This window comes from Myxococcus sp. CA023, from assembly GCF_010998615.1.
Taxonomy (GTDB): Bacteria; Myxococcota; Myxococcia; order Myxococcales; family Myxococcaceae; genus Myxococcus.
On sequence record NZ_JAAEAH010000016.1, the window covers coordinates 41,683 to 67,058 of the forward strand.

Annotated in this window: 23 protein-coding genes; 14 read left to right on the forward strand and 9 right to left on the reverse strand. The window is 69.9% G+C overall.

The features are described 5' to 3' along the window. Positions 1 to 24 precede the first annotated feature (24 nt). The gene (locus F8M74_RS09365; protein ID WP_141258107.1) at positions 25 to 1,245 is read left to right on the forward strand and encodes a small ribosomal subunit Rsm22 family protein; all 1,221 of its coding nucleotides are present in this window, start codon (positions 25 to 27) and stop codon (positions 1,243 to 1,245) included. A gap of 51 nt (positions 1,246 to 1,296) precedes the next feature. Here the strand turns inward: F8M74_RS09365 and F8M74_RS09370 are convergent, their stop codons facing one another. Then, a complete protein-coding gene (locus F8M74_RS09370; RefSeq protein WP_141258108.1) occupies positions 1,297 to 1,485 on the reverse strand; it encodes a hypothetical protein in 189 nt (62 codons plus the stop codon). Between the two features lie 230 nt (positions 1,486 to 1,715). Here F8M74_RS09370 and pip point away from each other — a divergent pair, with 230 nt between their 5' ends. After that, positions 1,716 to 2,684 (forward strand): prolyl aminopeptidase, encoded by a 969-nt coding sequence (gene pip, locus F8M74_RS09375; protein WP_141258109.1) that lies wholly within the window; start codon positions 1,716 to 1,718, stop codon positions 2,682 to 2,684. A 7-nt stretch (positions 2,685 to 2,691) separates the two neighbouring features. On the opposite strand, the gene F8M74_RS09380 is transcribed toward pip, so the two are convergent. The 4 genes from F8M74_RS09380 to F8M74_RS09395 all read right to left on the reverse strand — a co-directional run bounded on the left by F8M74_RS09380 (position 2,692) and on the right by F8M74_RS09395 (position 9,181). After that, positions 2,692 to 3,633: a YhfC family intramembrane metalloprotease gene (locus F8M74_RS09380; RefSeq protein WP_240462281.1), complete on the reverse strand. Its 942-nt coding sequence runs from the start codon at positions 3,631 to 3,633 to the stop codon at positions 2,692 to 2,694. 108 nt (positions 3,634 to 3,741) lie between these two features. Beyond that, on the reverse strand, positions 3,742 to 6,807 hold the full coding sequence (locus F8M74_RS09385; protein WP_141258110.1) for a serine/threonine-protein kinase: 3,066 nt from the start codon (positions 6,805 to 6,807) through the stop codon (positions 3,742 to 3,744). After that, complete coding sequence (locus tag F8M74_RS09390; protein ID WP_141258111.1) at positions 6,804 to 7,700, reverse strand: transcriptional regulator; 897 nt, start codon at positions 7,698 to 7,700, stop codon at positions 6,804 to 6,806. Before F8M74_RS09390 ends, F8M74_RS09385 begins: the two co-directional genes overlap by 4 nt. 80 nt (positions 7,701 to 7,780) lie before the next feature. Continuing rightward, positions 7,781 to 9,181, reverse strand: a complete 1,401-nt coding sequence (locus tag F8M74_RS09395) for a M20/M25/M40 family metallo-hydrolase (RefSeq protein ID WP_171410280.1) — start codon at positions 9,179 to 9,181, stop codon at positions 7,781 to 7,783. An 82-nt stretch (positions 9,182 to 9,263) separates the two neighbouring features. Here F8M74_RS09395 and F8M74_RS09400 point away from each other — a divergent pair, with 82 nt between their 5' ends. The 6 genes from F8M74_RS09400 to ybaK all read left to right on the forward strand — a co-directional run bounded on the left by F8M74_RS09400 (position 9,264) and on the right by ybaK (position 15,711). After that, positions 9,264 to 9,638 (forward strand): response regulator, encoded by a 375-nt coding sequence (locus tag F8M74_RS09400; protein ID WP_002635842.1) that lies wholly within the window; start codon positions 9,264 to 9,266, stop codon positions 9,636 to 9,638. A 16-nt stretch (positions 9,639 to 9,654) separates the two neighbouring features. Further along, the gene (locus tag F8M74_RS09405) at positions 9,655 to 11,427 is read left to right on the forward strand and encodes a VWA domain-containing protein (protein ID WP_228560417.1); all 1,773 of its coding nucleotides are present in this window, start codon (positions 9,655 to 9,657) and stop codon (positions 11,425 to 11,427) included. A gap of 160 nt (positions 11,428 to 11,587) precedes the next feature. After that, a complete protein-coding gene (locus F8M74_RS09410; RefSeq protein WP_141257161.1) occupies positions 11,588 to 13,402 on the forward strand; it encodes a long-chain fatty acid--CoA ligase in 1,815 nt (604 codons plus the stop codon). A gap of 191 nt (positions 13,403 to 13,593) precedes the next feature. Then, positions 13,594 to 14,091, forward strand: coding sequence for a 5-(carboxyamino)imidazole ribonucleotide mutase (gene purE / locus F8M74_RS09415; RefSeq protein WP_140853892.1), 498 nt, complete (start codon positions 13,594 to 13,596; stop codon positions 14,089 to 14,091). Next, entirely contained in the window at positions 14,088 to 15,230 is a 1,143-nt protein-coding gene (gene purK / locus F8M74_RS09420) for a 5-(carboxyamino)imidazole ribonucleotide synthase (RefSeq protein WP_141257162.1), read from the forward strand. Before purE ends, purK begins: the two co-directional genes overlap by 4 nt. A 4-nt stretch (positions 15,231 to 15,234) precedes the next feature. Further along, a complete protein-coding gene (gene ybaK / locus F8M74_RS09425) occupies positions 15,235 to 15,711 on the forward strand; it encodes a Cys-tRNA(Pro) deacylase (protein WP_141257163.1) in 477 nt (158 codons plus the stop codon). A 7-nt stretch (positions 15,712 to 15,718) separates the two neighbouring features. Here ybaK and F8M74_RS09430 read toward each other — a convergent pair whose 3' ends face one another. Further along, entirely contained in the window at positions 15,719 to 16,759 is a 1,041-nt protein-coding gene (locus tag F8M74_RS09430) for a zinc-binding dehydrogenase (RefSeq protein WP_228560415.1), read from the reverse strand. Between the two features lie 70 nt (positions 16,760 to 16,829). Here F8M74_RS09430 and F8M74_RS09435 point away from each other — a divergent pair, with 70 nt between their 5' ends. The 3 genes from F8M74_RS09435 to F8M74_RS09445 all read left to right on the forward strand — a co-directional run bounded on the left by F8M74_RS09435 (position 16,830) and on the right by F8M74_RS09445 (position 19,732). Further along, entirely contained in the window at positions 16,830 to 18,056 is a 1,227-nt protein-coding gene (locus F8M74_RS09435) for a hypothetical protein (RefSeq protein ID WP_228560412.1), read from the forward strand. 106 nt (positions 18,057 to 18,162) lie between these two features. Continuing rightward, the gene (locus F8M74_RS09440) at positions 18,163 to 19,350 is read left to right on the forward strand and encodes an EAL domain-containing protein (RefSeq protein ID WP_228560410.1); all 1,188 of its coding nucleotides are present in this window, start codon (positions 18,163 to 18,165) and stop codon (positions 19,348 to 19,350) included. A gap of 121 nt (positions 19,351 to 19,471) precedes the next feature. Further along, positions 19,472 to 19,732: a hypothetical protein gene (locus F8M74_RS09445; RefSeq protein WP_141257166.1), complete on the forward strand. Its 261-nt coding sequence runs from the start codon at positions 19,472 to 19,474 to the stop codon at positions 19,730 to 19,732. Positions 19,733 to 19,818: 86 nt separating this feature from the next. On the opposite strand, the gene F8M74_RS09450 is transcribed toward F8M74_RS09445, so the two are convergent. Both F8M74_RS09450 and plpQ read right to left on the reverse strand, forming a co-directional pair. After that, a complete protein-coding gene (locus tag F8M74_RS09450; protein WP_141257182.1) occupies positions 19,819 to 20,355 on the reverse strand; it encodes a DUF192 domain-containing protein in 537 nt (178 codons plus the stop codon). 17 nt (positions 20,356 to 20,372) lie between these two features. Then, on the reverse strand, positions 20,373 to 20,771 hold the full coding sequence (gene plpQ / locus F8M74_RS09455; RefSeq protein ID WP_002639025.1) for a motility regulator PlpA: 399 nt from the start codon (positions 20,769 to 20,771) through the stop codon (positions 20,373 to 20,375). 25 nt (positions 20,772 to 20,796) lie between these two features. On the opposite strand from plpQ, the gene F8M74_RS09460 reads away from it, so the two are divergent. From F8M74_RS09460 to F8M74_RS09470, 3 genes are all read left to right on the forward strand, one after another. Further along, positions 20,797 to 23,157 (forward strand): hypothetical protein, encoded by a 2,361-nt coding sequence (locus F8M74_RS09460; RefSeq protein ID WP_171410279.1) that lies wholly within the window; start codon positions 20,797 to 20,799, stop codon positions 23,155 to 23,157. A 66-nt stretch (positions 23,158 to 23,223) separates the two neighbouring features. Next, positions 23,224 to 23,751 (forward strand): hypothetical protein, encoded by a 528-nt coding sequence (locus F8M74_RS09465; RefSeq protein WP_141257168.1) that lies wholly within the window; start codon positions 23,224 to 23,226, stop codon positions 23,749 to 23,751. Between the two features lie 71 nt (positions 23,752 to 23,822). Then, positions 23,823 to 24,290: a nuclear transport factor 2 family protein gene (locus F8M74_RS09470; protein WP_141257169.1), complete on the forward strand. Its 468-nt coding sequence runs from the start codon at positions 23,823 to 23,825 to the stop codon at positions 24,288 to 24,290. Positions 24,291 to 24,303: 13 nt separating this feature from the next. On the opposite strand, the gene F8M74_RS09475 is transcribed toward F8M74_RS09470, so the two are convergent. Continuing rightward, positions 24,304 to 25,275 (reverse strand): homoserine kinase, encoded by a 972-nt coding sequence (locus F8M74_RS09475; RefSeq protein WP_141257170.1) that lies wholly within the window; start codon positions 25,273 to 25,275, stop codon positions 24,304 to 24,306. Positions 25,276 to 25,376 lie beyond the last annotated feature (101 nt).

Consider the following 25,376-nt stretch of genomic DNA (forward strand, 5'->3'; position numbering starts at 1 on the left):
CCTCACAGGTGAAGGCTGGGTTCGATGAGCAACGCATACAGCAAGGACCTGGAGCGATGGATGCCGCGGCTCATCGCCGTCTGGCGCGCGTCACGCGGCCGGGGCGGTAGCGGCGGGCCGGAGACGCGCCTGACGCCCCAGGAGGTGAAGGAGGTGGCTGCGGGTGTCCGCCAGCTCTCCCTGGGCCTCACGCGGGAGCGGCAGCTCGCCGGCGCGCGGTACATGGACGACCCGAAGCTCTTGGGCGCCTATCTCCTCTTCTACTGGCCGGTGTCCTATGCGCAGGCCCGGCAGGTGCTCGGCGAGCTGCCGAACCGCCCCCGGCAGGTGCTGGACCTGGGCAGCGGTCCGGGCCCGGTGGCCTTCGCCGCCCTGGACGCGGGCGGGGGCCAGGTCACCGCCGCCGACCGCAGCAAGGCCGCCCTCACCCTGGCGCGAAACCTGGCCGCCGAGGCCGGTGAGGCCCTGGCCACCCGCGACTGGGACCCGACGCAGAAGGGCGCCACGCTGCCCGACGGCCAGTTCGACCTGATTACGATGGGCCACGTCGTCAACGAGCTGTACGGCACGGGCGACGCGGCCACGGCCCCCCGCGCCGCGCTGCTGGAGACGATTCTGGCGAAGGTGAAGCGCGGCGGCAGCCTGCTGGTGATGGAGCCCGCGCTGCGCGAGACGAGCCGCGGCCTGCTGCACGTGCGCGACGCCATGGTGGCCAAGGGCTACGCCGTCCGCGCGCCCTGCATGTACCGCGGCCCCTGCCCCGCCCTGGTGAAGGAGACGGACTGGTGCCACGCCGAGCGCGCCTGGCCCATGCCTCGCGTGGTGGAGGAGCTGGCGCGCGCGGCGAGCCTGCACAAGGAATCGCTGAAGATGAGCTACCTGGTGCTGGCCCCCAAGGACGAGGCGTGGCCGGAGCTGACGCCCGGGCGACTGTTCCGCATCGTCTCCGAGCCCCTGGAGGGCAAGGGCCGGCACCGCTACATCGGCTGTGGACCCGAAGGCCGCGTGGGCCTGGCGATGCAGGAGCGCCACCGCAACGAGCGCAACGAGCGCTTCCTCAAGCTGAACCGGGGCGACGTCATCTCCGTGACGGAGACGGAGCCCAAGGGTGACGGGCTCGCGCTCGACGAGCGCACCGAGGTGCGGGTGGTGGCTCCCGCGGGCAAGGGCGTGCCGCCCCCGCCTCCGAAGGAGGACGCACCCTCGAGCCCGGAAACCGGCCCGCGCCCGGGCGCGCCCTCCTGAGTGAAGCACCCGGCCCCTGACTCCCCGGGGCCGGAAGACGCATGGCCTGGCTCAGTGCCGGGCCTGGGCATGGCCTCCCGTGAGGACGTCGCACATGTGGCGGAAGGCCTTCACGCCGTCCTTCATGGCGCCCACCGCACCCTGCGCGAGGACGGTGGCCTGCACGCAGACCAGCCGCAGCCGGCGCGGCGCGGGCGTGTGAGGCGAAGTCGCAGGACGGATGAGCGAAGCGATGTTCATGGCGTGCTCCGTGGGGTGTGGGAGACAACCGGCAGTCTCCACCCCGTCCGCGAAGCCCCCGTTGCGGCGCGGTGAACTCGCCGTCACATCGTCCGTGGCCTGCCTGACAGAGCGCCCTCCGGGCAGGAAGTCCGCCGCACATTCCGGCCCCCCTGCCACCGGTGGACGGAAGGCCCACGGCGGGGCCCTGTTAGGGTCAGCCGCACCCACCGCTACGGAAGGCCTGCCCCGTGTCCGTGTCCCACCGGCCGCTGCGTTCGCTGTACCCGCCCCTGGAGCCCTACCGCACCGGACGTCTGCGCGTCTCCGGTGGACATGAGGTGTACTTCGAGGAGAGCGGCAATCCGGAGGGCAAGCCGGTGCTCTTCGTTCACGGGGGGCCCGGTGGAGGAACGGACCCGCGCCAGCGCCGCTTCTTCGACCCGACCGCGTACCGCATCATCCTGTTCGACCAGCGCGGCTGCGGACGCAGCACCCCGCACGCGAGCCTGGAGGAGAACACCACCTGGGACCTGGTGGCCGACATGGAGCGGCTGCGCGAGTTCCTGGACATCTCCCGGTGGCAGCTCTTCGGCGGCTCATGGGGCAGCACCCTGTCCCTGGCATATGCCCAGACACATCCCGAGCGCGTCTCGGAGCTGGTGCTGCGCGGCATCTTCCTGCTCCGCAAGCAGGAGATTGACTGGTTCTATCAGCGAGGCGCCAGCGCCCTCTTCCCGGATGCGTGGGAGTACTACCTGGAGCCCATTCCTCTCGAGGAGCGTGGGGACCTGCTGGCGGCCTACCACCGCCGGCTGATGGGTTCCGACGTGAAGGCGCAGCAGCAGGCCGCGCGCGCGTGGAGCGTGTGGGAAGGACGCACCAGTTGCCTGTACCCCAACGCGGAGCTGGTGGCGCGCAACAGCGGGGACACCTTCGCGCTCGCCTTCGCCCGCATCGAATGCCACTACTTCGTCAACCGGGGCTTCCTGCGCAGCGACACCCAGCTGCTCGACGACGTGCACCGCATCCGCAACATCCCCGCCGTCATCGTCCAGGGGCGCTATGACGTGGTGTGCCCACCAGAGAGCGCCTGGGCCCTGCACAAGGCGTGGCCGGAGGCGGAGTTCGTCATGGTGTCCGACGCGGGGCACTCCGCGAACGAGCCGGGCAACACCTCCGCGCTGGTGGATGCCACGGACCGCTTCCGCGGGCGCTAACGCCTGCTCACTTCAGCGCCGGAACCGCCGCTGTGTCGCGCTCCGAGTCCACGCGGCGGAAATAGAGGATGACCCACAGGCCCACCAGCGCGGCCACCGTCACCATGGCTTCGCCCGCGAACGCCCCTGCCTGCTTTCCCCACGCCGCGGTGGCCTGCTTCCCCACCACCACCGTCAGCGCGTTGAAGAAGGCGTGGGCGCCCACCGCGAGCCAGTACCACTTCACCTCGCCGCGGATGAAGCGCTGGAGCACCACCACCGACAGCGCGATGTGCACCACCATGGAGCCCAGCCGCTCGTAGGCCCCCAGCAGCGGCATCCACCAGTCCAGCGCGGCGATGGTGGCCTTGGCTTCCACCACCTGCGCCACCTGTTCCGGCTTCAGCGGCAAGGTGGAGGGGTCCAACACTGACAGGGCGATGACGTTGACGAGCCCCAGCGCCGCCAGCCCGCCCACCAGCAGCGCCGACTCCAGGCCACCGTGGCCCACGCCGAAGCCCACCGCGTCGCGCCAACGGCGGAAGTCCTTCAGCGGCTTGCGGAAGGTCCACAGCCGCGCCGTCTCCTCGAAGAGGCCCGCGGTGAGGGACAGCACGGCAATCCAGACGCCCAGAAGCACCGAGGACGTCTTCAGCGCGTCGCGCATGAAGTACTGCGCCACCTGCACCATGGGCAGCCGGGTGAGCAACTGCGACAGCGCGAACGCCGCCGCGCCCCAGCCCACCACCTTCCAGGCCACGCCCAGCCGCCGGCGTGCCCACAGCACCATGCCCACCGGCATCAGCACGTCGAAGGCGATGGCCACCGCGTAGCTGGCGACCAGCCTCGTATCCACAGCGTCCACGCGGTCTCTCCCCTCCAGGAAGCACAGGTTCCTGACGCCCAGCATCGAGGACACCAGCGAAGCGCCGCCCGAATCCAGGGGAAAGCGCCGGCATCCAAGACTCAATTGACACCTCCCCCTGGAGCGTCCCGGCGCGAGGGGGGCGGTCACTGGATGACAGCGGCCGCCACCTGTTCCTGGCTCAGCGGCAGCTTTCCTACATGCAATCGATTGTCATCCGCGACAGTGCCCCAGCTCGGTCCGCGCGTCCGCCGTCTCCTGGACATAGGCCTTGCGCCACACGGACAGCTCCTCCCAGGCGCGGCGGGCCTCTCCGCAGGCCTCCTCCACCGCGCCCGTCAACCGAAGCGCCCGCGCGAGCCGGCGGCGCAGCCTGGGAACGCGGGCGGAGACCACCTGCCGGGCGGTGAGGTCCGCCAGCGCGGTCCGAAGTGGCGCCAGGGCCTCGGCGGGCTGACCTCGCGCGAGTTGGACGTCCCCCAGCAGCAGCAGCGCCTCGATGCGCTCGGACGACGACGGCCCCAGGTCCCGCTCCATGGCCACGAGCGCCTGGGCCACGTGACGGTGGGCCTCGCCCACCTGCCCTAGAAAGAGGAGGGCATCCGCCAGGTAGCGCAGTCCCGAGCCATCCATCTCTCCCTTGTCGGCCAGGGGCCGCTGGAGCGAGACGCCGCGAGCGTGAAAGCCGCGGGCCTCGTCCGGACGCCCCAGGAGACGCAACAGCCGGCCCACCTCGTGCGCATCCAGCGCCACCTCCGGGTGGGTGGCGCCATAGGCACGCTCGCGATGCGCCAGGAGTCCTCGGGCATACTCCAGCTCCGGCAAACGCTCGCCCTGCTCGCCCAGCACCCCCAGCCGATTCGACTTCACCCCTATCAACACCGGGCTGTCGGCGGCCACGCTCTTGAGCGCCACGGCCCAGCTCTCCTCCGCGGCCTCCCGCGCCTGGGCCGCATGCCCCCACTCGACGTAGACAAGGGTCAGGTTGGACAAGGTCCGGGCCACCGACAGGTTCTCCTCCCCCAGCGTCTGGCGAAGGATGCCCAGCGCCCGCTTGAGGACGGCCTCGGCGCTCGATAGCTCCCCCAGGAGGGCCAACGTGCCCCCCAGGTTCGACAGGGCCCGTCCCGTGTCCCGGTGCGCCACCCCGAAGTGCTTCTCATGGACGCGCAGCGCTTCCTCCTGCCAACGCTTCGCCTCCAGCAACCGTCCCTGTTGCCGGGCAAGCAATCCCAGCCGGCCGCTCAGCTCCGCGCGCGCGAACGTCTCGCCCCGGGCGCTGGCGGTTTCCAGCGAGGCCCGTAGCAGCGACTCGGCCTCCGAAAAGCGGCCCTCCTGCTCCAGGAGCTCCGCCTGCACCTGGTCCAGCAGGGTGTCCAGCTCGGCGTCTCGCAGCGTCTCCGCCAGGGCCCGGGCGCGATGGAGGAAGGGCCACGCCTCCTGGGGCCGTCCCATTCCGTACCCATGCAGCCAGGCCTGGAAGTGCAGCACCCGCGCGAGCACGCCCAGATGCCGCCCTGCCTCGGCCGCCAGAGAGCCCTGGACCAGGGACTCGCGCGCGTCCTCGAATGCCCCCGCGTCCTCCTGCAATCGCGAGCAGAGAAGATGCGCCTCGGCTTCCAGCGGCCGATGATGGGTGGCGAGCGCGCGCTCCCGGGCGGCAAGCGCGATTCGCAGCGCCTCGGGGGTATGCCCCGCGAGCCTCTCCGCGTTCGCCCGCGCGAGCTCCGCGCGCACCGCATCCACTTCCGCACGCGCCTTCGGGTCCTCCGGGGGAGACACGGCCTCCTGCAACGTGCGCACGTCCGCGCACCCGCCCACGCCTCCGAGCGAGGCCCCCAGCCCGAAGCCCCGCTCCACCGTCCGCGCGTCCGCGCCCTGGAGCGCCACCGTCAGCCGCGACAGCTCTCCCAGCCGTTGGTCCAGGCACGTCATCCGCAGCCCCAGCGCCGCTTCCGACTGCTCGCCGAAGACACGCGTCGCCTCGCACGCGGACTGATGCGCGCGCGTCCAGTCCTGCGTCCACTGCTCCAGCGTGGAGGCCACGGCCTGGAACGAGGCCTCGGCCGCGTGGGCCCCCGTCCCCAGGAAGGCCTGACGCGTGGACTCACGCACGGACGCGTCCCAGATGCCCTCGAGGTGCCGCTCACTGCCCTGGCAGGCTTCGCTCGGCGCCGCCGCGGAAGGCCCCAGCACGAGGAACCCCAGGCCCACCAGTCCTCCCGCGAGCAGCGCCGTGGCCGCGCTGCGCTTCCAGGCCCCCACCTCCCGCGCGAGGCGGGCTCGCAGCACCTGCATGGACTCGAAGCGCCGCGACGGGTCCACGGAGAGGCCTCGCCGCACCACGGCCTTGAGCCACGAGGGCACGCCCCGCTGCTCCGGACGCACCTCCTGGCGCTGCATGGACGCCAGGAGCTCCTCGCGCGTGGCACCCGCGAAGGGCCGCTGCCCGTTGAGCGCCTCGTAGAGCGCGACGCAGAAGGCGAACTGGTCCGAACGGGCATCCCCCCGCTCTCCGCGAAGCTGCTCTGGCGCGCCATAGGCGGGCGTCCCCAGGAATGCGCCGGTGACGGTGAGCGGCGCCTCACCGGAGTCGATGGCCGCATCCTCCCGAGGAGGCCCCAGTCCCACCGCGGCGTTGGCCAGGCCAAAGTCGGTGATGCGCACCTGACCGTCGCGCGTCAGCAGAACGTTGTCGGGCTTGAAGTCGCGGTGGCTGATGCCCAGCGCGTGCGTGGCCGCGAGCCCATCCGCCGCCTGGGTAAAGCGCGCCAGGATTTCCCGGCGCGTGCGCGGCTTCTCCGCCAGCCACCGCCGGAGCGTGCCGCCCTCGACGAGTTCCATCACCAGGAAGAGCTGTCCCTGGAACTCGCCCACGTCATGCAACTGGGCGACATGGGGATGCGACAGGCGGGCCATCGTGCGGGCCTCGCGCTCCAATCGCTGACGCGCCTGGGCCAGCGAGTCCTCCCCGAGCCTCGCGAGGTTCAGCAGCTTCAGCGCCACCTTGCGGTCCAGCTCCGGGTCATAGGCGGCATGGACGCGCCCCATGCCACCTTCGCCGAGCAGCCCGAGCACCACGTACCGTCCCACCCGCGCACCGGAGACGAGCAGCCCCGTATCGACCAACGGGGGAGGATTCTCCAGCCCCCCCAGCGCGGCGAGCACGCTCCGGCACTCCGAGCAGCCGGAGACATGCTGGCGCACCGTCGTCATGCCCTCGGGGTCCAACGCGCCGTTCGCGAACCCCGACAGCGCGTTCTCATCCGGGCAGCTCATTCACGCCCCTCCAGAAGGCCCGAGAGGCTCAAGTCCAACCGTCCATGGATGGCGCGCATCACGCTGTCCACTTCCGGCTCGGGCAACGACAGGCGTTCAGCGAGCGCGCGCCGCGTCCGCTTCTCCAGCAGCGACTGCACCGCGGTGAGCCGGCGTGAGAGGGTGGACTTGTGCAGGTCGAACAGGGCGCCCATGCGCTCCAGGGAGAGGCGCTCGACGAAGTGCAGCCGCAACAACTCCCGGTCCTCATCGTCCAGCGAGGCCACCGCCCGGACGAAGGCCGCACGCACATGCCCCCGGGCCTCCTCCCGCACGAAGCCCAGCTCCAGGCCGCCCGGCGCGGGGTGTGCAGCGAGCACCTCGGCCTCGACGTGGGACTCTTCTCCCAGTGCCTTGCGCATCCGCAGCGCGAGCCGCGTCGCGGAGATGCTCACCCAGTGCAGCAGCGGGCCCGTGCCCGCGTACCCGAGCAACCGGGAGGGAGCCTCCGCGCGAGGCATCAGGAGGTTGGCCCGGAGCGCTTGCAACACCTCGTCCGTGAACACCGGCGAGGGGTGGATGCGCGCCAGGGGGACGCGCAACTTGAGGAGGACCTCCTGCTCCAGGAGCGTACGAGCCGCTGGCAGTCCCTGCGCGCAGGCGAGCGCGAGCGCGAGGTCCCTGGCATGCAGTCGCTCCAGCGCGAGCACCGGGTCCACCGCTCGCGAGAGCAGCGCCCCCAGGTGTTGGGCGAAGGCCTTGGACTCGGGCGCGGCGGCGTGGAGGGTCGTGGCCAGGGAGACGGCGCGGTCCACGGCCTCCCTGGCACTCGGCGCTTCACGGAGGCGAGCGGAGGACGGCTCGCCGGCGGACTGCAACACCCACTCGAAGAACTCCGCGTTCGCCCCATGCATCCCAAGCGCTCCTGACATCACGCTGACGATACATCAAGCCCCCGATTCAACGAGACCAGGGCCCCGGAGCCACCGGGTGCTCAAACCTTCCGCGCGCTCAGTGCCTCGGCCAGCTCCGCGTAGAGGTGGATGGCGCTGCGGATGGACTTCTCCCAGTCGCCCAGGTGCAGGCTTTCATTCTCCGAATGCGCATATGTGTACGGATCCTCCACGCCGATGAGCAGCGCGGGCACGCCGCCCAGCTCCTTCGCAAAGGGCTCCACGAAGGGAATGGAGGCGCCGCAGCCAATGGCGACCGCCTTCGTGCCGTAGCCCTTCTCCAGCGCACGGAAGGCCGCCTGGAACGCGGGGTGGGACGGGTCCGTGTACCACCAACCGGACGCACCCTCTGTGTCGAAGTGGACCTCCAACCCCCACGGGCACACCTTGCGCAGGTGCTCCTTCAGGCGCTGCTCCACGTCGCGCGCCTCCAGGTCCGGGACGATGCGGATGCCCACCCGCGCCCAGGCCGAATCACAGATGATGTTGCGCGCGTCCTTGCGGCTGCTGGCCTGGATGGCATTGATGGCGATGCTCGGCTGACGCCAGTTCATCTCCCACGGATGCGCCCCGCCTCCCAGCACCTGCGCACCCGGCAGCAGGCCCGACTGCGCGCGGAAGTGCGCCTCGTCTCCGGGCAGGGACTGGATGCTCTGGCGCTCCGCGTCCGTCAGCGGCTTCACGCGCTCGCGAATGCCCTCAATGGCGATGGAGCCATCCGCGTGCGTCAGCGTGGCCAGCATCCGGCACAGCGCCATGACGGGGTCCGGCACCGGCCCGCCCCACATGCCCGAGTGCACCGCCTGCCGCAGCGCCCGCACCTCCACGTCCACCGTGACGAGCCCGCGCAGCGCGGTGGTGATGGACGGCAGGCCAGTGTCGAAGTTGGACGTGTCGGTGAGGACGATGGCATCCGCCTTCAGGAGCGCCGCGTGCTCCTGGAGGAAGGCGCCCAGGAAGTTGCTGCCAATCTCCTCCTCGCCCTCGATGATGACCTTCACGTTGAGCGGCAACGCTCCCGCGCCCTTCAGCCACGACTCCACCGCGGACGTGTGCACGACGATGCCCGCCTTGTCGTCCGCCGAGCCGCGGCCGTACAGCCGGCCGTCGCGCTCCACCGGCTCGAACGGAGGGCTCTTCCACGCGGCCTCGTCACCCACGGGCTGCACGTCATGGTGAGCGTAGAGCAGCAGCGTGGGCTTGCCCGGCGCCTTGAGCACCTCGCCATAGACGTAGGGGTGCGTGCCCTCGATTTCGAGTAGCTGAACGTTTTCAAAACCACGGTCTTTCAACAGCAGTGCAGTCGCTTCCGCGCTGCGTCGTACCTGCGTCGCATCGAAGCCAGGAAATGAGACACTGGGAATCCGGACGAGGGACTTGAGGTCCTCCAGGTACGTCTGCTTCTTCGACTCGAAGTGCGAGAGAGCGTTGTCAGTGGACATGCGCACCCCTTAACCCAAAAAGGCGAGCAGGCGTGCCATGTCCCCGCGCGGATGTTGCGCGGTCCAAGTATCATCCAGGGCCATGTCCGACACCCCGACCCTGCTGCTCGTCGATGACGACAGTTTCGTGCGCCGTATCCTCAAGGACGTCATCGCCGACACGGGCATCGAGCTGCGGCTGCTCGAGGCCGCGGACGGCGAGGAAGGCCTGGCCGTGGCCGCGCGGGAGAAGCCCGCGGTGATGTTCCTGGACCTGTTCATGCCGAAGAAGAGTGGACTGGAGGTCCTGGGCGCCATCAAGACGGTGTCGCCCACCACGCGCGTGTTGGTCATCAGCAGCATGGACGCGGAGCCCGTCGTGGAGCAGGCCATGGCGGCGGGCGCCGTGGGCTTCGTGGGCAAGCCCTTCCATCCGCTCGAGATCGCCTCGGCCGTGCGCCAGGCGCTGGCTCACTGACCCCCGGGGTGTCTGCGTGTCGTCTTCTGCTGTCGGTTACTGGGTCGCGGACAATCTCGGACGTGTGCTGGGGCCCCTGGCGCTCCAGGCCCTCCGGGACCTGATTTCCTCCGGACGCTTGAAGGCCGCGGTGCGCGCCTCGCGGGATGGGACGAACTGGGTCGCCCTGCCGGAGCTGCCCGAGCTGAGCGATTTGTTCGCCAGCGCGCGGCCCTCGCCCTCCCTGGAACTGCAGCAAGCCGAGCGCCTGCGCGCGCAGATGCGCGCCATGCAGAGCCTGCCGGCCCACGAAGTCTTTGGCCTCAAGCCCACCGCCAACCTGGACGAGCTGCGTCTGGCCTACTTCCGCATGGCCAAGCGCTTCACGCCGGACCACGTGTCCCCGGACACGCATCCGGAGCTGAAGAAGGTGTCGGCGGAGATCTTCGACTTCCTGTCGCGCCGCATGCGCGACGCGGAGGCCACCTGGACGCAGGCGGCGCAGGCGCCCCGCCCTCCGCCGCCCGTCGTGCCCGCCACGGTGGGCTCGCTGACGCTGACGAGCCGGCTGTCCCATCCGTACGTCCCCGCGGGCACCTCCGAGGTGTTCGCCACCTTCGACCTGTCGGGCGCGCAGGTGCCGGGGGCACAGCGAAGCCCTGTCAATCTGGCGCTCGTCATCGACCGTTCGGGCTCGATGAGCGGCTACAAGCTGGCCCAGGCCAAGCAGGCGGCGCGGCACCTCATCGGGCTGCTGAATGACCAGGACCGGCTGGCCATCATCCACTATGGCTCGGACGTGAAGAGCCTGCCGTCCCTGGAGGCCACGGCCGCCAACCGCGAGCGGATGTTCCAGTACGTGGACGGCATCTGGGACGAAGGCGGCACCAACATCGGCGCGGGCCTGTCCGCCGGGCGCTACCAACTGTCCACCGCGCAGCGGACCTACGGCGTCAACCGCCTCATCCTCATGAGTGACGGCCAGCCCACCGAGGGCCTCACCGCCAACGAGGAGCTGACGCGGATGGCGCGGGAGCTGCGCGCCACCGGCCTCACCCTGAGCGCCATTGGCGTGGGCACCGACTTCAACGAGGACCTGATGCAGGCCTTCGCCGAGTACGGCGCCGGTGCCTACGGCTTCCTGGAGGACGCCGCCCAGCTCTCCACCCTCTTCCAGAAGGACCTGCAGCAGGCCGGGACGACGGTGGCGCGCGGCGTGACGATGACCTTCACCCTGCCCCCCGGCACGTCACTGGGCGAGGTGCTGGGCTACCGCGCCAGCCAGTCCGGCAATCAGGTGCACGTGTCGCTGCCCGACTTCTCCGCGGGCCAGTTGGAGCGCGTGGTGGTCCGACTCAACGTCACCGGGGATACGGTGGGGCGGACGGCGCGCGTGTTGGACCTGAAGCTGGCGTACACTGACCTCATCCGCGACGCAGAGGTGGCCAACGAAGCCTCGCTGTCCGCGGTGGTGACCAACCGGCACGAGGAGGTGCTCGCCCGCCAGGACCGCGAGGCCACCGTCTACGCCGCCCGGGCGCGCAGCGCCGTCAACATGCAGAAGGCGGCCGAGGCCCTGAGCGAGGGCCGCAAGGACGAGGCGAAGCTCTACCTGCAGCGCAACCAGGCGCTCTTCGACGAAGCCAGCGCGGTGTCCGGCAGCGCCGCGGTGGCGGCGGACCAGGCCGAGCAGCGGGCGGTGATGGACGAGTACGACAGCGCGGAGGGCGAAGAGGCCCGGCGCTCGCTCGTGAAGAAGAGCAAGGTGAAGGCGCTCAAGAGCTTCGGCAAGCTCGGCTCCACGTACTGAGAGTCGCCCCGTACATCACCCAGACGCCCCGCCGCACTGCGTCGTGTTTACGATTGTGTGCAGGTGGGGCGTGAAGTTTCAGGAATGGGCCCACACAGGAGGCGTTCAGCCTTAAGCTGCGGCACCTCAAACCAACCTGTTTCCGAGTGGAGCCCCCCTCATGCAGCTCCCGCAGTTCCAGACCCTCATCGACATCTTCAAGCGCAGCACCTCCACCTTCGGCAGCCGCGACCTCTTCGGAGAGAAGAAGAACGGCCAGTGGGTCTGGACGACCTACTCCCGCTTCGGAGAGATGGTCGACGACCTGCGAGGAGGGCTCGCTCAGCTGGGCGTGGGCGTGGGCGACCGCGTGGCCGTCATCGCCAACAACCGCCTGGAGTGGGCGGTGGGCGCGTACGCCACGTACACGCTCGGCGGCGCTTACGTCCCGATGTACGAATCACAGCAGGTGAAGGAGCTGCAGTTCATCATCAACGACAGCGGCGCCAAGGTCGTTTTCTGTGCCACGGATGAAATCGCGCAGCGCATCCAGTCCGTACGCGCGGAGCTGCCGAACCTGGAGCACATCATCCGCTTCAGCGGCACCACCAGCGACACGGACAGCTTCGCGACGCTGCTGCGGCGGGGCGCCGAGACGCCCACGCCCATGGTGAGCCCCAAGCCGGCGGACCTGGCTGGCCTCATCTACACGTCGGGCACCACGGGACAGCCCAAGGGCGTGATGCTCAGCCACGCGAACATCGCCCGCAACGTGTCGGCGATGCACGAAGTGTTTCCCATGGGGACGGAGGACCGCTCCCTGGCCTTCCTGCCCTGGGCGCACGTCTTCGGCCAGACGGTGGAGCTGCACGCGCTGCTGTCCATGGGCGCTTCCATGGCCATCGCGGAGGCGGTGGAGAAGATCATCGACAACCTCTCCGAGGTGAAGCCCACGCTGCTGTTCAGCGTGCCGCGCATCTTCAACCGCATCTACGACGGCCTGCAGAAGCGCATGGCCGGCGAGAAGGCGGTGACGCGGTTCATGTTCCACCGCGGCCTCGCGGTGGCGGCCCAGCGGCGCGCACTCGCGGAGGCGGGCAAGTCGAGCGGCCTGCTGGACCTGCAGCACGCCTTCTTCGACAAGGTGGTCTTCTCCAAGGTCCGCGCACGCTTCGGCGGGCGGCTGAAGTACGCCTTCTCCGGTGGGTCGGCCATCTCCAAGGAGGTGGCGGAGTTCATCGACAACCTCGGCATCACCGTCTACGAGGGCTACGGCCTCACGGAGACGTCGCCCATCGCCACGGCCAACTTCCCCAACAACCGGAAGATCGGCTCGGTGGGCAAGGCGCTGCCCGGGGTTCGCGTGGAGATCGACACGGCGGCCACCGGCGAGGCGACGCAGGGCGAAATCGTCGTCCACGGGCACAACGTGATGATGGGCTACTACAACAAGCCCGAGGAGAACGAGAAGGTGTTCACCGGGAACGGCGGCTTCCGCACCGGTGACATGGGCTACCTGGATCCGGACGGCTACCTCTACATCACCGGCCGCATCAAGGAGCAGTACAAGCTGGAGAACGGCAAGTACGTGGTGCCCAGCCCCATCGAGCAGTCGCTGGCGCTCTCCACCTACATCGCCAACGCGTTGGTCCACGGCATGAACAAGCCGTACAACGTGGCCATCATCGTCGTGGACGTGGATACGCTGAAGAAGTGGGCCACGGAGAAGGGCCTGGACACGACGTCCATGCCGGAGCTGCTCAAGCGTCCCGAGGTGCTCCAGCTCTACCGTGAGCAGGTGAACGAGTTCACCCGCGACGTGAAGGGCTATGAGCGCCCGCAGCGCTTCCTGCTCATCAGCGAGGACTTCACCGTCGCCAACGACATGCTCACCCCCAAGATGAGCGTGAAGCGCCGCAACGTCGTGGCCCGCTACAACGACGCCATCGAAGCCCTCTACCGCGAGGGCAGCGACCGCAGCGTCTCCGCGGCCTAGCCGTCCTGGGTGGCGGGCAGGGGCTCATCCCCCTGCCCTACCCTGCGTGCGGGCGCGCGCAGGGAATACGGGAAGGCCGGCGTGTCATCCTCGTCACCCGCGCCTTTCCGTGTTGACCCGCGGAATCCCCCCGCCCTATCTCCGCGTTCCTCCTGGTTTCGGCGGGACAGCGCACGGAGGCGCGCACACCAATGGCGAGCACGGTCACCCCGTGGGTCGGGGTCATCATGGGCGGTAAGAGCGACCTGGAGCACCTGCAGCCCGCGGTCGACATCCTCAAGGAACTGGGCATCCCGCACGAGGTGCGCGTGGTGTCCGCCCACCGCACCCCGGACTGGATGATGGAGTACGCGTCCACCGCGGAGTCGAGGGGGCTGTCCGTCATCATCGCCGCGGCGGGCGGCGCGGCGCACCTGCCGGGAATGGTGTCGAGCAAGACGCTGCTGCCCGTCATCGGCGTGCCCATGCCCACTACGCTGCTCAGCGGCCTGGACGCGCTGCTGTCCATCGTCCAGATGCCCAAGGGCGTGCCGGTGGGAACGCAGGCCATTGGCAAGCCGGGCGCGGCCAACGCCGCCCTGCACGCCGCGGCCATCCTCTGCCTCAAGTACCCGGAGCTGCGCGAGCGGCTCGCGGCCTGGCGCAAGGCGCGTACGGACGAAGTGCTGGCGCACCGGGAGCTGTCATGAGCCCCCGCGTGGTGCTGCCCGGCGGCACGATTGGCATGCTCGGCGGCGGCCAGTTGGGGCGGATGATGGCCCTGGCCGCGCGCACGCTCGGCTTCCAGGTCCAGGCGTTGGACCCGGACGCGGACTGCCCGGCCCGCTCCGTGGTGGACCGGTGTGTCACCGCGTCTTTCGGTGACACGGCGGCCGCGGAGACGCTGGCGCGCGCGTGCGACACCGTGACGCTCGAAATCGAGAAGATTCCCCTCGCCACACTCGAAGCGGTGGCGCGGCACACCCCCATGCGCCCGGGCGCGGACGTGCTCCGCGTGATTCAGCACCGGGGCCGGCAGAAGGGCTGGCTCGCCAAGGGTGGCTTTCCCCTCGGCCCGTGGCGCGAGGCGCACTCCGCCGCGGAGCTGGCCGAGGCCATCCAGGCGCTGGGTGGACGCTGCTTCGTGAAGTCCAGCGAGGGCGGCTACGACGGTCGCGGGCAGGTGGAGGTGACCTCCGCGGACGAGGCCGCCCAGGCGTGGCGCGAGCTGGGTGAGCGCTCCGTGGTGGTGGAGGCCGCGCTGGCGCTCCAGTCCGAGCTGTCCGTGCTGGTGGCCCGCAGCCCCAATGGAGAAGTGGCGGTGTATCCGCCGGCCTTCAATCACCACGAGGAGCGCATCCTCGCGTGGTCGCTGCTGCCGGGGCCGCTGCCGCCCGCGGTGCTGGACAAGGCCACGGAGCTGGCGCGCGGCATCACCGAGTCGCTCCAGGTCGAAGGCCTGCTCGTCATCGAGCTGTTCCTGCTGAAGGACGGCAGCCTGCTCGTCAACGAGCTGGCGCCGCGCCCGCACAACAGCTTCCACTCCACCGAGGTGGCGTGCCTCACCTCACAGTTCGAGCAGGCGGTGCGCGCGGTGTGCAACCTGCCGCTGGGCTCCGTGGAGGTGGTGCGTCCAGCGGCCATCGTCAACCTGCTGGGCGACTTGTGGCTGAAGGACGGCGGCCCTCGCTTCCAGGAGGTGCTGGCCATGCCCGGCGTCCGCCTGCACCTGTACGGCAAGCGGGAGGCGCGCAAGGGCCGGAAGATGGGGCACCTGTCCGCGGTGGGCAGCTCGCCCGAGGACGCGCTCGCCCGCGTGCAGGCCGCCGCCACCGCGCTGGGGATGTGAGGCCGTGAAGACGAACAGCGCCCGACTCCTGGACTCGCTCGGCGTGAAGTACGCGCTGCGCGACTACGACGTGGACCTGGAAGATTTGTCCGCGGAGTCGGTGGCGGCCAAGGTGGGCATGCCCGCCGAGCAGGTCTTCAAGACGCTGGTGGCGCGCGGCGACCGCACCGGCGTGTTGATGGCGGTGGTGCCCGGCAACGCGGAGCTAGACCTGAAGGCGCTGGCCCGGCTCAGCAGAGACCGCAAGGTGGACACCGTGCCGCTCAAGGAGCTCCAGCCGCTCACCGGATTCATCCGGGGCGGCTGCACGGCCATTGGCGGCAAGAAGGACTATCCCGTGTACGTCGACGAGACGATGGAGCTGTTCGACGCCATCGCCGTGTCCGCGGGCGTGCGTGGCACGCAGCTCGTGCTCGCCCCCGCGGACTACCTGCGCGTGACGAAGGCGAAGACGGGCCCCATCTCCCGCGACAAGGCCTGAGCCCGACTCACGGTGATTCGCGCGGTGCCTGTCCCTGCGCAGGAACGAAGAGCACCTTGCCGGACGTCATGTCCGCGGAGGCGATTCGCACCGCCTCGCCCGCTGACTCCAGCGGGAGCCGGGCGCGCACGGGCGTCTCCAGCGTCTGCCCCACCAGCGACGGCACGCCCATCAGCGCCTTGATTTGCGCGGCGCCAAAGCCCTGGCGGTGCCACTCCGACAGCCAGAAGCCCTCCACCCGCTTGCGCCCGAAGATGAGGTCCCCGGGCGCGATGCGGCACTCCTGTTCGGAGAGCGAGCCATACACGATGACGGTGCCGCCCTCCGGCAGCGCGTGGAGCAGCTGCCCGGTGAGTCGTCCGCCCACCGGGTCAAAGGCGAGCGACACCTTCAGCTCGTGACATACACGGAGCAGCCGCTCCTCGAATTCGGGCTCGTGGGTGCTCAGCACGTACTCCGCGCCCAGGTCCTGGAGCAGGGCCACCTGCTCCGGGCGCCGCACCACGTTCACCATGGCCACGCCCCGGCGCTTCGCGAGCGCCAGCAGCATCCGTCCCATGGTGCCCGCGGCGGCCGTCTGCGCCAGCGCGGCGTGGCCACCCTCCTTCGCACGCTCCATCAACACCCACGCGGTGAAGGGATTGATGAAGAGGCTGGCGCCCTGCTCGTCGGAGACCTGGCCCCGCAGCGGCAGGCACTGCCCCAGGGGCACCGCCGCGTACTCCGCCCATAAGCCGTCCCCCTCGCCGGGCGCCACGCACGCCACGCGGCGCCCCACCAGGAGCCGGCCCGCGACGCCGCCCGAGGCCACCACCGTCCCGCTGGCCTCCAGGCCCGGCACCACGGGCAGCGGCTTGCGGATGCCGTACTGCCCACGCATGAACATCAGGTCCGCCGGGTTGATGGGGGCCGCCGCCACGCGCACCAGGACCTGGCCCGTGGTGGGCCGAGGCACCGGCCGGGATTCCACGCGCAGGGACTCCGGCCGTCCGTCATAGGCGGTGAGGACCAGCGCGCGCATCGTCTCGGGAACGACGGGGCTCTTCATCGGCAGACCTTTTTCGCCACCCATGCGTGAAAGGAACAGTTCCTGCCCGGCCTACATCCGTGGGGAGTCGATGAACGCCACTCTATTGCAGCTCCATCATCGCGAGGCCTTCGAGCAGACCGTGACGCGCGCGCTCACGGCCGGTGCCGGGGCCGGCGTGTTGCACCTGGCCATGACACGCGTCGGAGTGCCCCTGCCGTTGGCGTGGCTCGTCCCCGCGGCCGTCGTGGTCGGGTGTGCACGAGGCGACAAGTGGGACCGCGTGCTGCTCGGGGGTCTGGGAGTACTCCTCACCGCGCTGCCCTATGCCCTGGGCATGGCCCCAGGATGGACGGTGGCGTTCAGCGCGGCGGCGGCGGGGGCGCTGCTGGTGCGTTCGCGACTCAGTGAGCGCGGAGAGAATGGCCAGGTGGCGGAAGCGCGCCCCACTCTCTTCCACTTCGGACTGGGCGCGGCGCTGTGCGCGGGATTGACGCTGGGCGGCATGGAGGTGTCCCGCGTCTTCTCCGCGCGACTGGCGGACCTGGCCACGCCGGCGCTGCTGGGCGCGGGGGTGACGGGCGGCATCCTGGGCCTCTTCGTGGGATTGAGCGCGGTGGCCGCACACCTGGCGCTGTCAGCGGACCCGGTGGAGGCGCGCGTGGAGGCGCTGTTGCCGCAGCTCGCCGGTGACTTCCATGCGCTGACCGAGCGGGCGTTGAACCTGTACCGGCAATGCGGACAGTCCCTGGCGATGCTCCCTCGCGAGCCCGCGCGCGAGGAGCTGGCGCGCACCCTGGGGAAGATGACGCGCGACGCCGCGGAGCTCGCGTCTGAATGGGCGGGGGTGGAGGCCCAAATCGAGGAGCGCGCGCAAGCGGACCTCCAGGCCGAGCGCGAAGACTTGGAGCGCAGCGCCCGCGCCAGCACGGATGCCATCGCGAGACGCCAACTCGAGCTGGCCGCGGCCTCCCTGGGTGAGGAGGTGGAGCGGCTGGGCGGTCTGAAACAACGGCGCGAACGCATCCTCGCCCGCCTGAGGGCGGAAGTGGCCCAGTTGGAACGAGCCCGCGTCGCCCTGCTGTCACTGCGCAGCGGGCAGGCCCAACTCAAGGCCGCGGAGATGTCCGCCCTGGCGCGCCGCTTCCGGGCCCTCTCCTCCCTCCAGTCGGAGGAAGCCCAGTCCATGGAGGACGTATTTCCAATGATTCAGGGGGCTTCCATGCACTCGTCTCCGCTGGAAGTCAGACAGGCCGAGGGAGAGGAAAGCCCAGCGTCTGGCCCGGCAAGCGGGCTTCCGAGGGTCGGCGAGTCTTGAGCGCCGGGGCTCCGGCCCTGGCGCATTGCCCCCGTGACATGCGGCCTTGCAGCTTCTTTCGGGGAGGGCATGGAGCCTGCGGTGGGTTCGGCTACAATTTCCACACATGAGCCTGCCCCTCTCCTCCGCACCAGCGCCCGCCTGGCTGTGGAAAGGTGACGAGCCGAGCGTCACCTCGGTGTTTCAGCCCATCGTGGACTTGCTGCGTGGCGAGGTCATCGGGCACGAAGTGCTTTCGCGAGGACCAGGCGAGTTCCGCGAGCCGCACGTGCTCTTCACGCAGGCGCGATTGGAAGGCTACACGTGGGAGCTGGAGCGCGCGTGCTGGACGTCCGCGCTACGCTGCATCTCCACGCTGCCGGAGGCGCAGCGCCGCGCGCCCTTCTTCTTCAACGTCAGCCCGGACGTGCTGAGCGACCCGCGCTTCGGAGATGGCTCCACGGAGGAGCTGCTCGCTCGCTACGGACTGAATCCGAAGAACCTGGTGCTCGAAATCACGGAGAAGGCGGCGTTCGAGGACAACGCGCTGCTCCAGCGGCTGACGCGGCAGTGTTCGGCGCTGGGCTTCGGCATCGCGCTGGATGACTTCGGCGCGGGGCACTCCGGACTGGTGACGCTGGTGAACAGCGCGCCGCAGTTCATCAAGCTGGACCAGGCGCTGGTGCGGGACATCCACCGGCACAGCTACCAGCAGCACCTGGTGAAGTCGCTGGTGTCCTTCGCGGCCAGCGTCAACGCGACGCTGATTGCGGAAGGCGTGGAGACGTGGAACGAGCTGGCCGTGCTGCTCCGCCTGGGCATCCGGCACGCGCAGGGCTACCTGGTGGCCCGCCCCGCGCCCGTGCCCGTGCTTCCCAGCGTCGAGTTCGAGGCGCGGCGCCATGAAGCCATGCGCGCGCTCGACTTCCGCGAGGACGAGGACGACGAGACGGTGGGCAGCATCGTCATCCGCCGCAACTGCGTGGAGCGGCCCGTGACGCCCGAGGAGTTGGAGCGGCTGTTCCAGCAGAAGGCCGACGTGGACCACGTCGCCGTGCTGCATGGCGAACGGCTGGAGGCGCTGGTGTTGCGCCGCGCGACGGCCACGAAGGGCGCGGCGCAGGTGGCTCCGCTCATCGTCGAGGACCGGATGGCGCTCACCACCCTGGCGCGGCTCGCCATGGAGCGCGCGCCCGAAGCGCTCTATGACCCGGTGGTCGTCACGGATGCCCAGAAGCGATTCCTGGGCACCGTCACCATGCAGCAACTCATTCGCCGCATCACGGAGTTGCTGGAACGGCGCACGCCGGCCTGATTACGGGCACGGCTGCGGCGCGATGCGCACGACGCGGTAGTCCGACTTGTTGCCCCAATTCACGCGGGCACCGCCGGAGGTGCAGCGGCGCGCGCCCCTCTGCCTGCAAACAGGAGCACCCTTGAGCACGAAGCGATACTTCAAGCGAGATGCAGAATCCGAGTACGGAGAAGGCATCTGCTACATGGAAATCACGGGGGACTGGCCGAGCCGGCAGATTGAAATCTACGGAGAAACGTGGCTCTGGGGCGACGAGAAACACCTCGAACACCTTGCGGATCAACCGTTCGAGGTTCTCGACCTGGGTGAGGAGTACGAAATCCCATCAGAGGAATTCGAACGCGCCTGGCAGGAAGCCATGAAACGCACCCCACCCAAATGAGGCAGGGCTCACTCAGCCCTGAAGCCTGGCCTTTTGTAGGGCGTTCCAATGGGCATCGATGCGCGACGCCAGGTCATGAACGTTCCTCAGGGCTCGATGGCCATACCCGCCACGCCCTCGAAGCGGACGTTGCTGCCCTTGCGAATGCCCACCTTCTCCGTCCAGCCGCCGGGCACCTCCAGCACGTACTGACTGGGCACGCCCACGGAGCGGGACTCCAGTGAGCGAGGCACCGCGCGCGACACGATGCCCGCCACGCGCAGGTCAGAGGTGATGAAGATCATGTCCAGCGGGATGAGCGTGTTGCGCATCCAGAAGCCCTGGACCTCTTCGTGCGGGAAGAGGAAGAGCATGCCCTTCCCCTCCGCGAGTTCCTTGCGCCACATCATGCCCCGGGCACGTGTGCCCGCCGTCGCGGCGATCTCCACCGCCACCCGGCGCGCTCCGCCGAAGGCATCCTCCAGCCGCACATGTCCACGCGGAAGCGGCTGCATGACGTAGTCCTCGGCGGTGACGTCGGTGACGCGCGGACGGGGCTCGGCGGCCTTCGGCGTGGCACGAGGCGCGCTGCCCTGCGCCTCCTGCTGGCAGGCCGATGCCAGCAACGGCACCGCCACCACCATCCACCGAAGGCCGTGCTTCATGAGTGCGAGTGCAGCGGCTTGTTGAGCAGCTTCTCCGTCAGCTCGCCACCGAGACTGTCGGACATCAGCCCCTCCACCACCGTCTCGAACTCCACCCGCTGCGCTTCACTGCTGTAGATGAAACGGATGCCCATGCCGGGCTCGTCCGCGTCCGCCTTGGACCAGACGACCTCGCCCAGCAGCTCGAAGGGGGCCTCCCGGTGTGGCACCGTCAGCTTGAAAAGGAAGCGCGTGCCGATGGGCAGCGGCTTCTTCGTCTTGATGAACGTGCCACCCTTGCTGATGTTCTTCGTGTAGTCCGCGAAGAACGAGTTGAGCTTCTTGTAGTCGACCTTCAGCTCGATGGGCGCGCGCCCGTTCTGGCGGTGCTCTGGACCTGTCTTCTGTTCGGACATGCTGGCCGGGAGTATAGGAGAGGCCATGCGGCAAGTCCTCACCCGCGCCTCTGGCCTGTTGCGTCGCCCCGCCGTCCTGGCCACCGTCCTCCTGCTCGCGGGCGGGGGCTCGGCGCTCGTCCTGCTCCCCCTCTTTGGCGTCCCCGGCTTCGAGCTGAGCCTGGCCCTCTCCATCGCCGTCGGCCTGCTCGGAGGGGGGATTGGCATCGCCGCGGCCGCCCAGGAGCGTCGCATCCTGCTGGGCACCGCCCCGACCCCACCGGGCGCCCTCCGGCCACAGACGCCCAGCGGCGCGGTGGCCCGGGCCCTGGGCACCGCCCTGCTCCTCAACGTCGGCGTCCTGGTGCCCCCCTTCCTGGTAGCCACCCTGTTCGCCTGGCTGCGCACCGCGTGTGACCCCTTCGCACTGGTGGGCTTCTATCCGATGCTCACCCTCCCCTCGGCCGCGCTGGCCGCCTCCGCGGGCGTGCTGTGCGGCTTCACCGCCGAGCGCCCCCTCCGGGCCGTGGGGATGTACGCGCTCCTCATCCTCCTCTCCGCCGTGCCCACCGCGTGGCCTATCGTCGCCGGGCCCCAGGTGTTCGCCTTCAACCACTTCCTGGGACACATGCCCGGGCCCCTCTACGACGAGGCGCTGGGTGTCTCCGCCGCGCTCGGCTGGTTCCGCTTGGAGACGCTGCTGTGGGTCACCGTGCTCGCGGGGCTCACCTGCGCCCTGCTGGACCTGGGCACCGGGCGCCTTCGCCGCGCCGGCCTGCGCCGCGCCACCCTGGCCGCCCTGGTGCTACCCCTGGCCGCCATCGCCTTCATGGAGGCGCGCGGCCCCGCCCTGGGCCTGCGGATGACGGATGCGTGGCTCACGCGGGAGCTCGGCGGCCTGAGGGAGACGGAGCACTTCGTCTTCCACTACTGGCAAGGCAAGCCGCGCGAGGACGTGGACCGCTTCGCGCGGGACTTGGAGTTCCGCTGGGCCCAGACGCGGCACTTCCTGGGCGTGGCCCCCACCGAGCCCATCCACGTCTGGCTCTACCGCGACGAGCACGAAAAGCAGCGCCTGGTGGGCGCCGGCCGCACCCAGTTCGCCAAGCCCTGGCGCCACGAGTTGCACATCCAGGACCGGCCCTTCCCCCACTCCGTGCTCCACCATGAGCTGGCGCACGTCATGGCGGCCCCCGCGGGCAGCGGCCCCTTCCGCGTCACCACCCGGCTGGGCGTCTGGCCGCTCATGGGCGTCATCGAGGGGTTCGCCGTCGCCGCGGACGGCCCGGTGCAGGGCGACCTCACGCTGCACCAGTGGGCGGCGGGCATGCGCAGGCAGAAGTTGGCGCCGGACATGCGCAAGCTGATGGGGCCGCAGGGCTTCTACCAGTCGGCCCCCGCGCGCGCGTACACGGTGGCGGGCTCGTTCCTGCGCTACCTGGCGGACACCTATGGCGCGGACCGGCTGCGGGCCGTGTATGCCCATGCGGACTTCGACGCCGCATACGGCCGTCCCCTGGGAGAGCTCGTCACCGAGTGGGAGCAGTACGTGGACGCGCTCCCCCTGGACGAAGCCTCCGTGGCGCGCGCCTTCGCGCGCTTCCGCACCGGCAGCCTCTTCACCCGCGCCTGCGCTCGCGAGGTGGCGCGACTGTCGGATTCCGCCCGGCAGGCGCTGGCGAGTGACCCCGAGGACGCGCTGAAGCGCTACCGCCGCGCCGGCGAGCTCCAGCCCGAAGAGCCCAGCTTCCGCATCGGTGAGGCCGTCGCCCTGTCCCAACTGGAGCGCTACGCAGACGCGGACGCCGTGCTCGCCGCGGTGGGCGAGCGCATGAAGGGCCAGGCCGTGCTGGAAGCGGAGGTCGCCATGGCGCGGGCGGACGTCGCGCTGCGCCGCGAGCAGCCCGGCGAAGCCCGCCGCTTCCTCGACACCGTGCTGTCGAAGGACGCCGGGCCGGAGCTGACGCGCACCGCCCAGGTGAAGCTCGCCGCCATGGAGGACGCCGCGCGCCAGGCCCCCATCGAAGCGTACTTCCGGGCCGGCCAGGACGAGGTGCGTCTGCTCATCCTCGCGCGCGCCCTGGCCGCGGTGCCCACGGACCCGTTCCTCAACTACCTCATGGGGCGCCGGTTGCAGCAGGTGGGCTCGCCCGTGCTGGCCACGGGCTACCTGCAACAAGCCCTGGCGGCGGAAGGCCTGCCGGAAGCGCTCCGCCGCGAAGCCCTGCGCATGCGGGTGGAGTCCGCCTACCTGTCAGGAGACTGCGGCGCGGTGCGGCACGAGGTCGGTGCACTACCGGACTTTGGCGCCGCCTTCCGGGCCTCCGCCGACGAGTGGCGGGAGCGCTGCGACTTCGAGGAGAAGACCTTCCGTGGACTGCTGGTGCCACGACAGGCTTTCCGCTAGCCACGCTTTTCGGCTAGGCAGGCAGCCAGACAGCGGTGACGTGCCAGCCAGGCAAGGAGGACGTGGATGCGTTTCGAGTCGCGGCATCGGATTCAGGGGACGGTGGATGAGGTGGAGCGCGCGCTCCTCGACGAGCGGTACTTCGAGTTCCTCCTCAAGCACCACGGCGTGCTGCTGGAGTTGCAGCCCCTGGAGGTGAAGCCGGACGGAGACGTCGTGCGCCGCCGCGTGCGCTACCGCCCCAAGCCCGTCATCGAGAAGATTGGCCCCAAGACGGTGCCCCCGGAGTGGTTCGCGTTCGTCGAGACGTCCACCTATGACAAGCGCCGCAAGGAGTTGACGTTCGAGAACGTCCCCACCTCGAACAAGATCTCCAAGATGTTGGTGAACACCGGCACCATGCGCTTCCGCGACGTGGGCGGTGGCCAGACGGAACGGGTGATGGACGGCGAAATCGCCCTCAAGCTGCCCTTCCTCCTCAAGCCGCTGGGGCTCATCGCGGAGAAGGTCATCCAGTCGGAGGGCCTGAAGATTCTCGACAACGAGGTGCCGGTGCTCAACCGGTTCATCGCCGAGGTCATCCGCCCCGGTTAGTCGTCCACCCGCCCCCGGCGGGGCCTGGGAATGGGTTGACTTCCGTTGGGTTGTCCCAATAAGGCCCCGCCATGCTCAAACGCTTCCTCGCCTTCAGCGTCCTGTCCCTGCTGGTCGCCTGCGCCCCGAAGCGCATCCCCGGCACGGACATCGTCGACAACTCCGACACGCGCGCCATTCTCGCGGTCATGGAGCAGTACCGCACGGCGCTGGAGGCCCGGGACGCCCAGGCCATCCAGAAGCTCATCTCGCCTTCGTTCCAGGACGACGGCGGCACGCCGAGCGACCCCAGCGACGACCTGACGGCGCAGACCCTGGTGCCCTACCTGGAGCGGGTGTTCCCCCGCATCCAAGGCCCCCGCATCGAGCTGAACGTTCGCCGCATCCAGGTGGGTGACGGCGTGGCCGCCGCCATCTACTACTGGAACGCCTCCTGGCGGATGCCGTCGCTCCACTCGCGCCCGATGAAGGAGTCCGAGCTGGAGCAGATGGTGCTGCGCAAGGAAGACGGCACCTGGAAGATCATCACCGGCATCTGACGCCGTCAGGCCCTCACAGGCCCAACAGCGCGGCGAAGCCCTCGGGCCCCATGGCATTCAATGCCCGGGCCCGGTTGAGGTAGGTGCGGTAGTCCTTGCGCACCAGCTTGTCCGCCGGCAGCGGGGACAGGTGGTAGTCGCGGATGCGGCTCGCCGTGAAGCGCACCGCCCCGTAGAGCGCATGGCCGAAGAGGTTCGTGCGCTCCACGGCGGACAGCGGCCGGACGTCCACGTAGCCGCGAATGAAGGCCCGGCACAGCTCCGGCAGGTACTGCCCGCCGTCGAAGCACCAGGCATTGAGGGTGATGGCCACGTCCAGGCCGTAGTCCTCCCGGCACGCCATCTCGAAGTCGAAGAAGGCGCCCACGCGGTCCCCCAGCCACTTCACGTTGTCCATGAAGAGGTCCGCGTGGATGACGCCGCGAGGCTCCAGCCCCTGCCGCACCGCGCGCGACGTCTCCATGTCGCGTTGCAGCTCACGCGCCACGGCCGCCAGCTCCGCGTCCGGGTGCGCCACCAGCGCCTCCAGCCAGCCGCTCACCGTCTCCGGTCCGTAGGGATTCTCCCGCGAGCCGGAGAAGGACTGCGTGTCGCGGTGCAGCTTGCCCAGCTCCGCGCCCAGTTGCTCCAGGTGGTCGGAGGTGAGGGCCGGGTGGCGCAGCTCCTCGCCCGGCAGCCAGCGGAAGACGCTGACGCGGCCGCCCTCCAGCTCCAGGAAGGTCGCGCCGTCACGCGTCGTCAGCTGCACGGGCCCGGGGAAGTGGTACGCGGCCAGGTGCGCGAGCAGCGCGGATTCGAAGCGCAAATCGTCCGCGGAGCGCACCGTGGTGTGGCGCACGAAGTAGCGCCCGCTCTGCGTCTCCACGCGGTGGTTGGTGTTGATGGAGCCCTGGGGAATGGGCGTCACCTCACGCACAGCCCCGAGCCCGAATGCCTCCGCGACCCGCTCGAATGCCTCGGGGGGTAGCGCCGTGTGTACCGCCATACCTCTGACCTCCCACGTCCGTGTTCACGCCGCCGCCCCCCGTTGACAGTCGAGGGGACCGTTCCTATCTGAGCGCGGCTTCTATACCCGGCACAACGGCC

Excerpts from the sequence above, each read along its gene's own strand:
- F8M74_RS09365 (WP_141258107.1), top strand. The coding sequence starts at position 25 with ATGAGCAACGCATACAGCAAGGACCTGGAGCGATGGATGCCGCGGCTC.
- F8M74_RS09370 (WP_141258108.1), bottom strand. The coding sequence starts at position 1,485 with ATGAACATCGCTTCGCTCATCCGTCCTGCGACTTCGCCTCACACGCCC.
- F8M74_RS09385 (WP_141258110.1), bottom strand. The coding sequence starts at position 6,807 with ATGAGCTGCCCGGATGAGAACGCGCTGTCGGGGTTCGCGAACGGCGCG.
- F8M74_RS09390 (WP_141258111.1), bottom strand. The coding sequence starts at position 7,700 with ATGCATGGGGCGAACGCGGAGTTCTTCGAGTGGGTGTTGCAGTCCGCC.
- F8M74_RS09395 (WP_171410280.1), bottom strand. The coding sequence starts at position 9,181 with ATGTCCACTGACAACGCTCTCTCGCACTTCGAGTCGAAGAAGCAGACG.
- F8M74_RS09400 (WP_002635842.1), top strand. The coding sequence starts at position 9,264 with ATGTCCGACACCCCGACCCTGCTGCTCGTCGATGACGACAGTTTCGTG.
- F8M74_RS09410 (WP_141257161.1), top strand. The coding sequence starts at position 11,588 with ATGCAGCTCCCGCAGTTCCAGACCCTCATCGACATCTTCAAGCGCAGC.
- purE (WP_140853892.1), top strand. The coding sequence starts at position 13,594 with ATGGCGAGCACGGTCACCCCGTGGGTCGGGGTCATCATGGGCGGTAAG.
- purK (WP_141257162.1), top strand. The coding sequence starts at position 14,088 with ATGAGCCCCCGCGTGGTGCTGCCCGGCGGCACGATTGGCATGCTCGGC.
- F8M74_RS09430 (WP_228560415.1), bottom strand. The coding sequence starts at position 16,759 with ATGAAGAGCCCCGTCGTTCCCGAGACGATGCGCGCGCTGGTCCTCACC.
- F8M74_RS09435 (WP_228560412.1), top strand. The coding sequence starts at position 16,830 with ATGAACGCCACTCTATTGCAGCTCCATCATCGCGAGGCCTTCGAGCAG.
- F8M74_RS09440 (WP_228560410.1), top strand. The coding sequence starts at position 18,163 with ATGAGCCTGCCCCTCTCCTCCGCACCAGCGCCCGCCTGGCTGTGGAAA.
- F8M74_RS09450 (WP_141257182.1), bottom strand. The coding sequence starts at position 20,355 with ATGGTGGTGGCGGTGCCGTTGCTGGCATCGGCCTGCCAGCAGGAGGCG.
- plpQ (WP_002639025.1), bottom strand. The coding sequence starts at position 20,771 with ATGTCCGAACAGAAGACAGGTCCAGAGCACCGCCAGAACGGGCGCGCG.
- F8M74_RS09460 (WP_171410279.1), top strand. The coding sequence starts at position 20,797 with ATGCGGCAAGTCCTCACCCGCGCCTCTGGCCTGTTGCGTCGCCCCGCC.
- F8M74_RS09465 (WP_141257168.1), top strand. The coding sequence starts at position 23,224 with ATGCGTTTCGAGTCGCGGCATCGGATTCAGGGGACGGTGGATGAGGTG.
- F8M74_RS09470 (WP_141257169.1), top strand. The coding sequence starts at position 23,823 with ATGCTCAAACGCTTCCTCGCCTTCAGCGTCCTGTCCCTGCTGGTCGCC.
- F8M74_RS09475 (WP_141257170.1), bottom strand. The coding sequence starts at position 25,275 with ATGGCGGTACACACGGCGCTACCCCCCGAGGCATTCGAGCGGGTCGCG.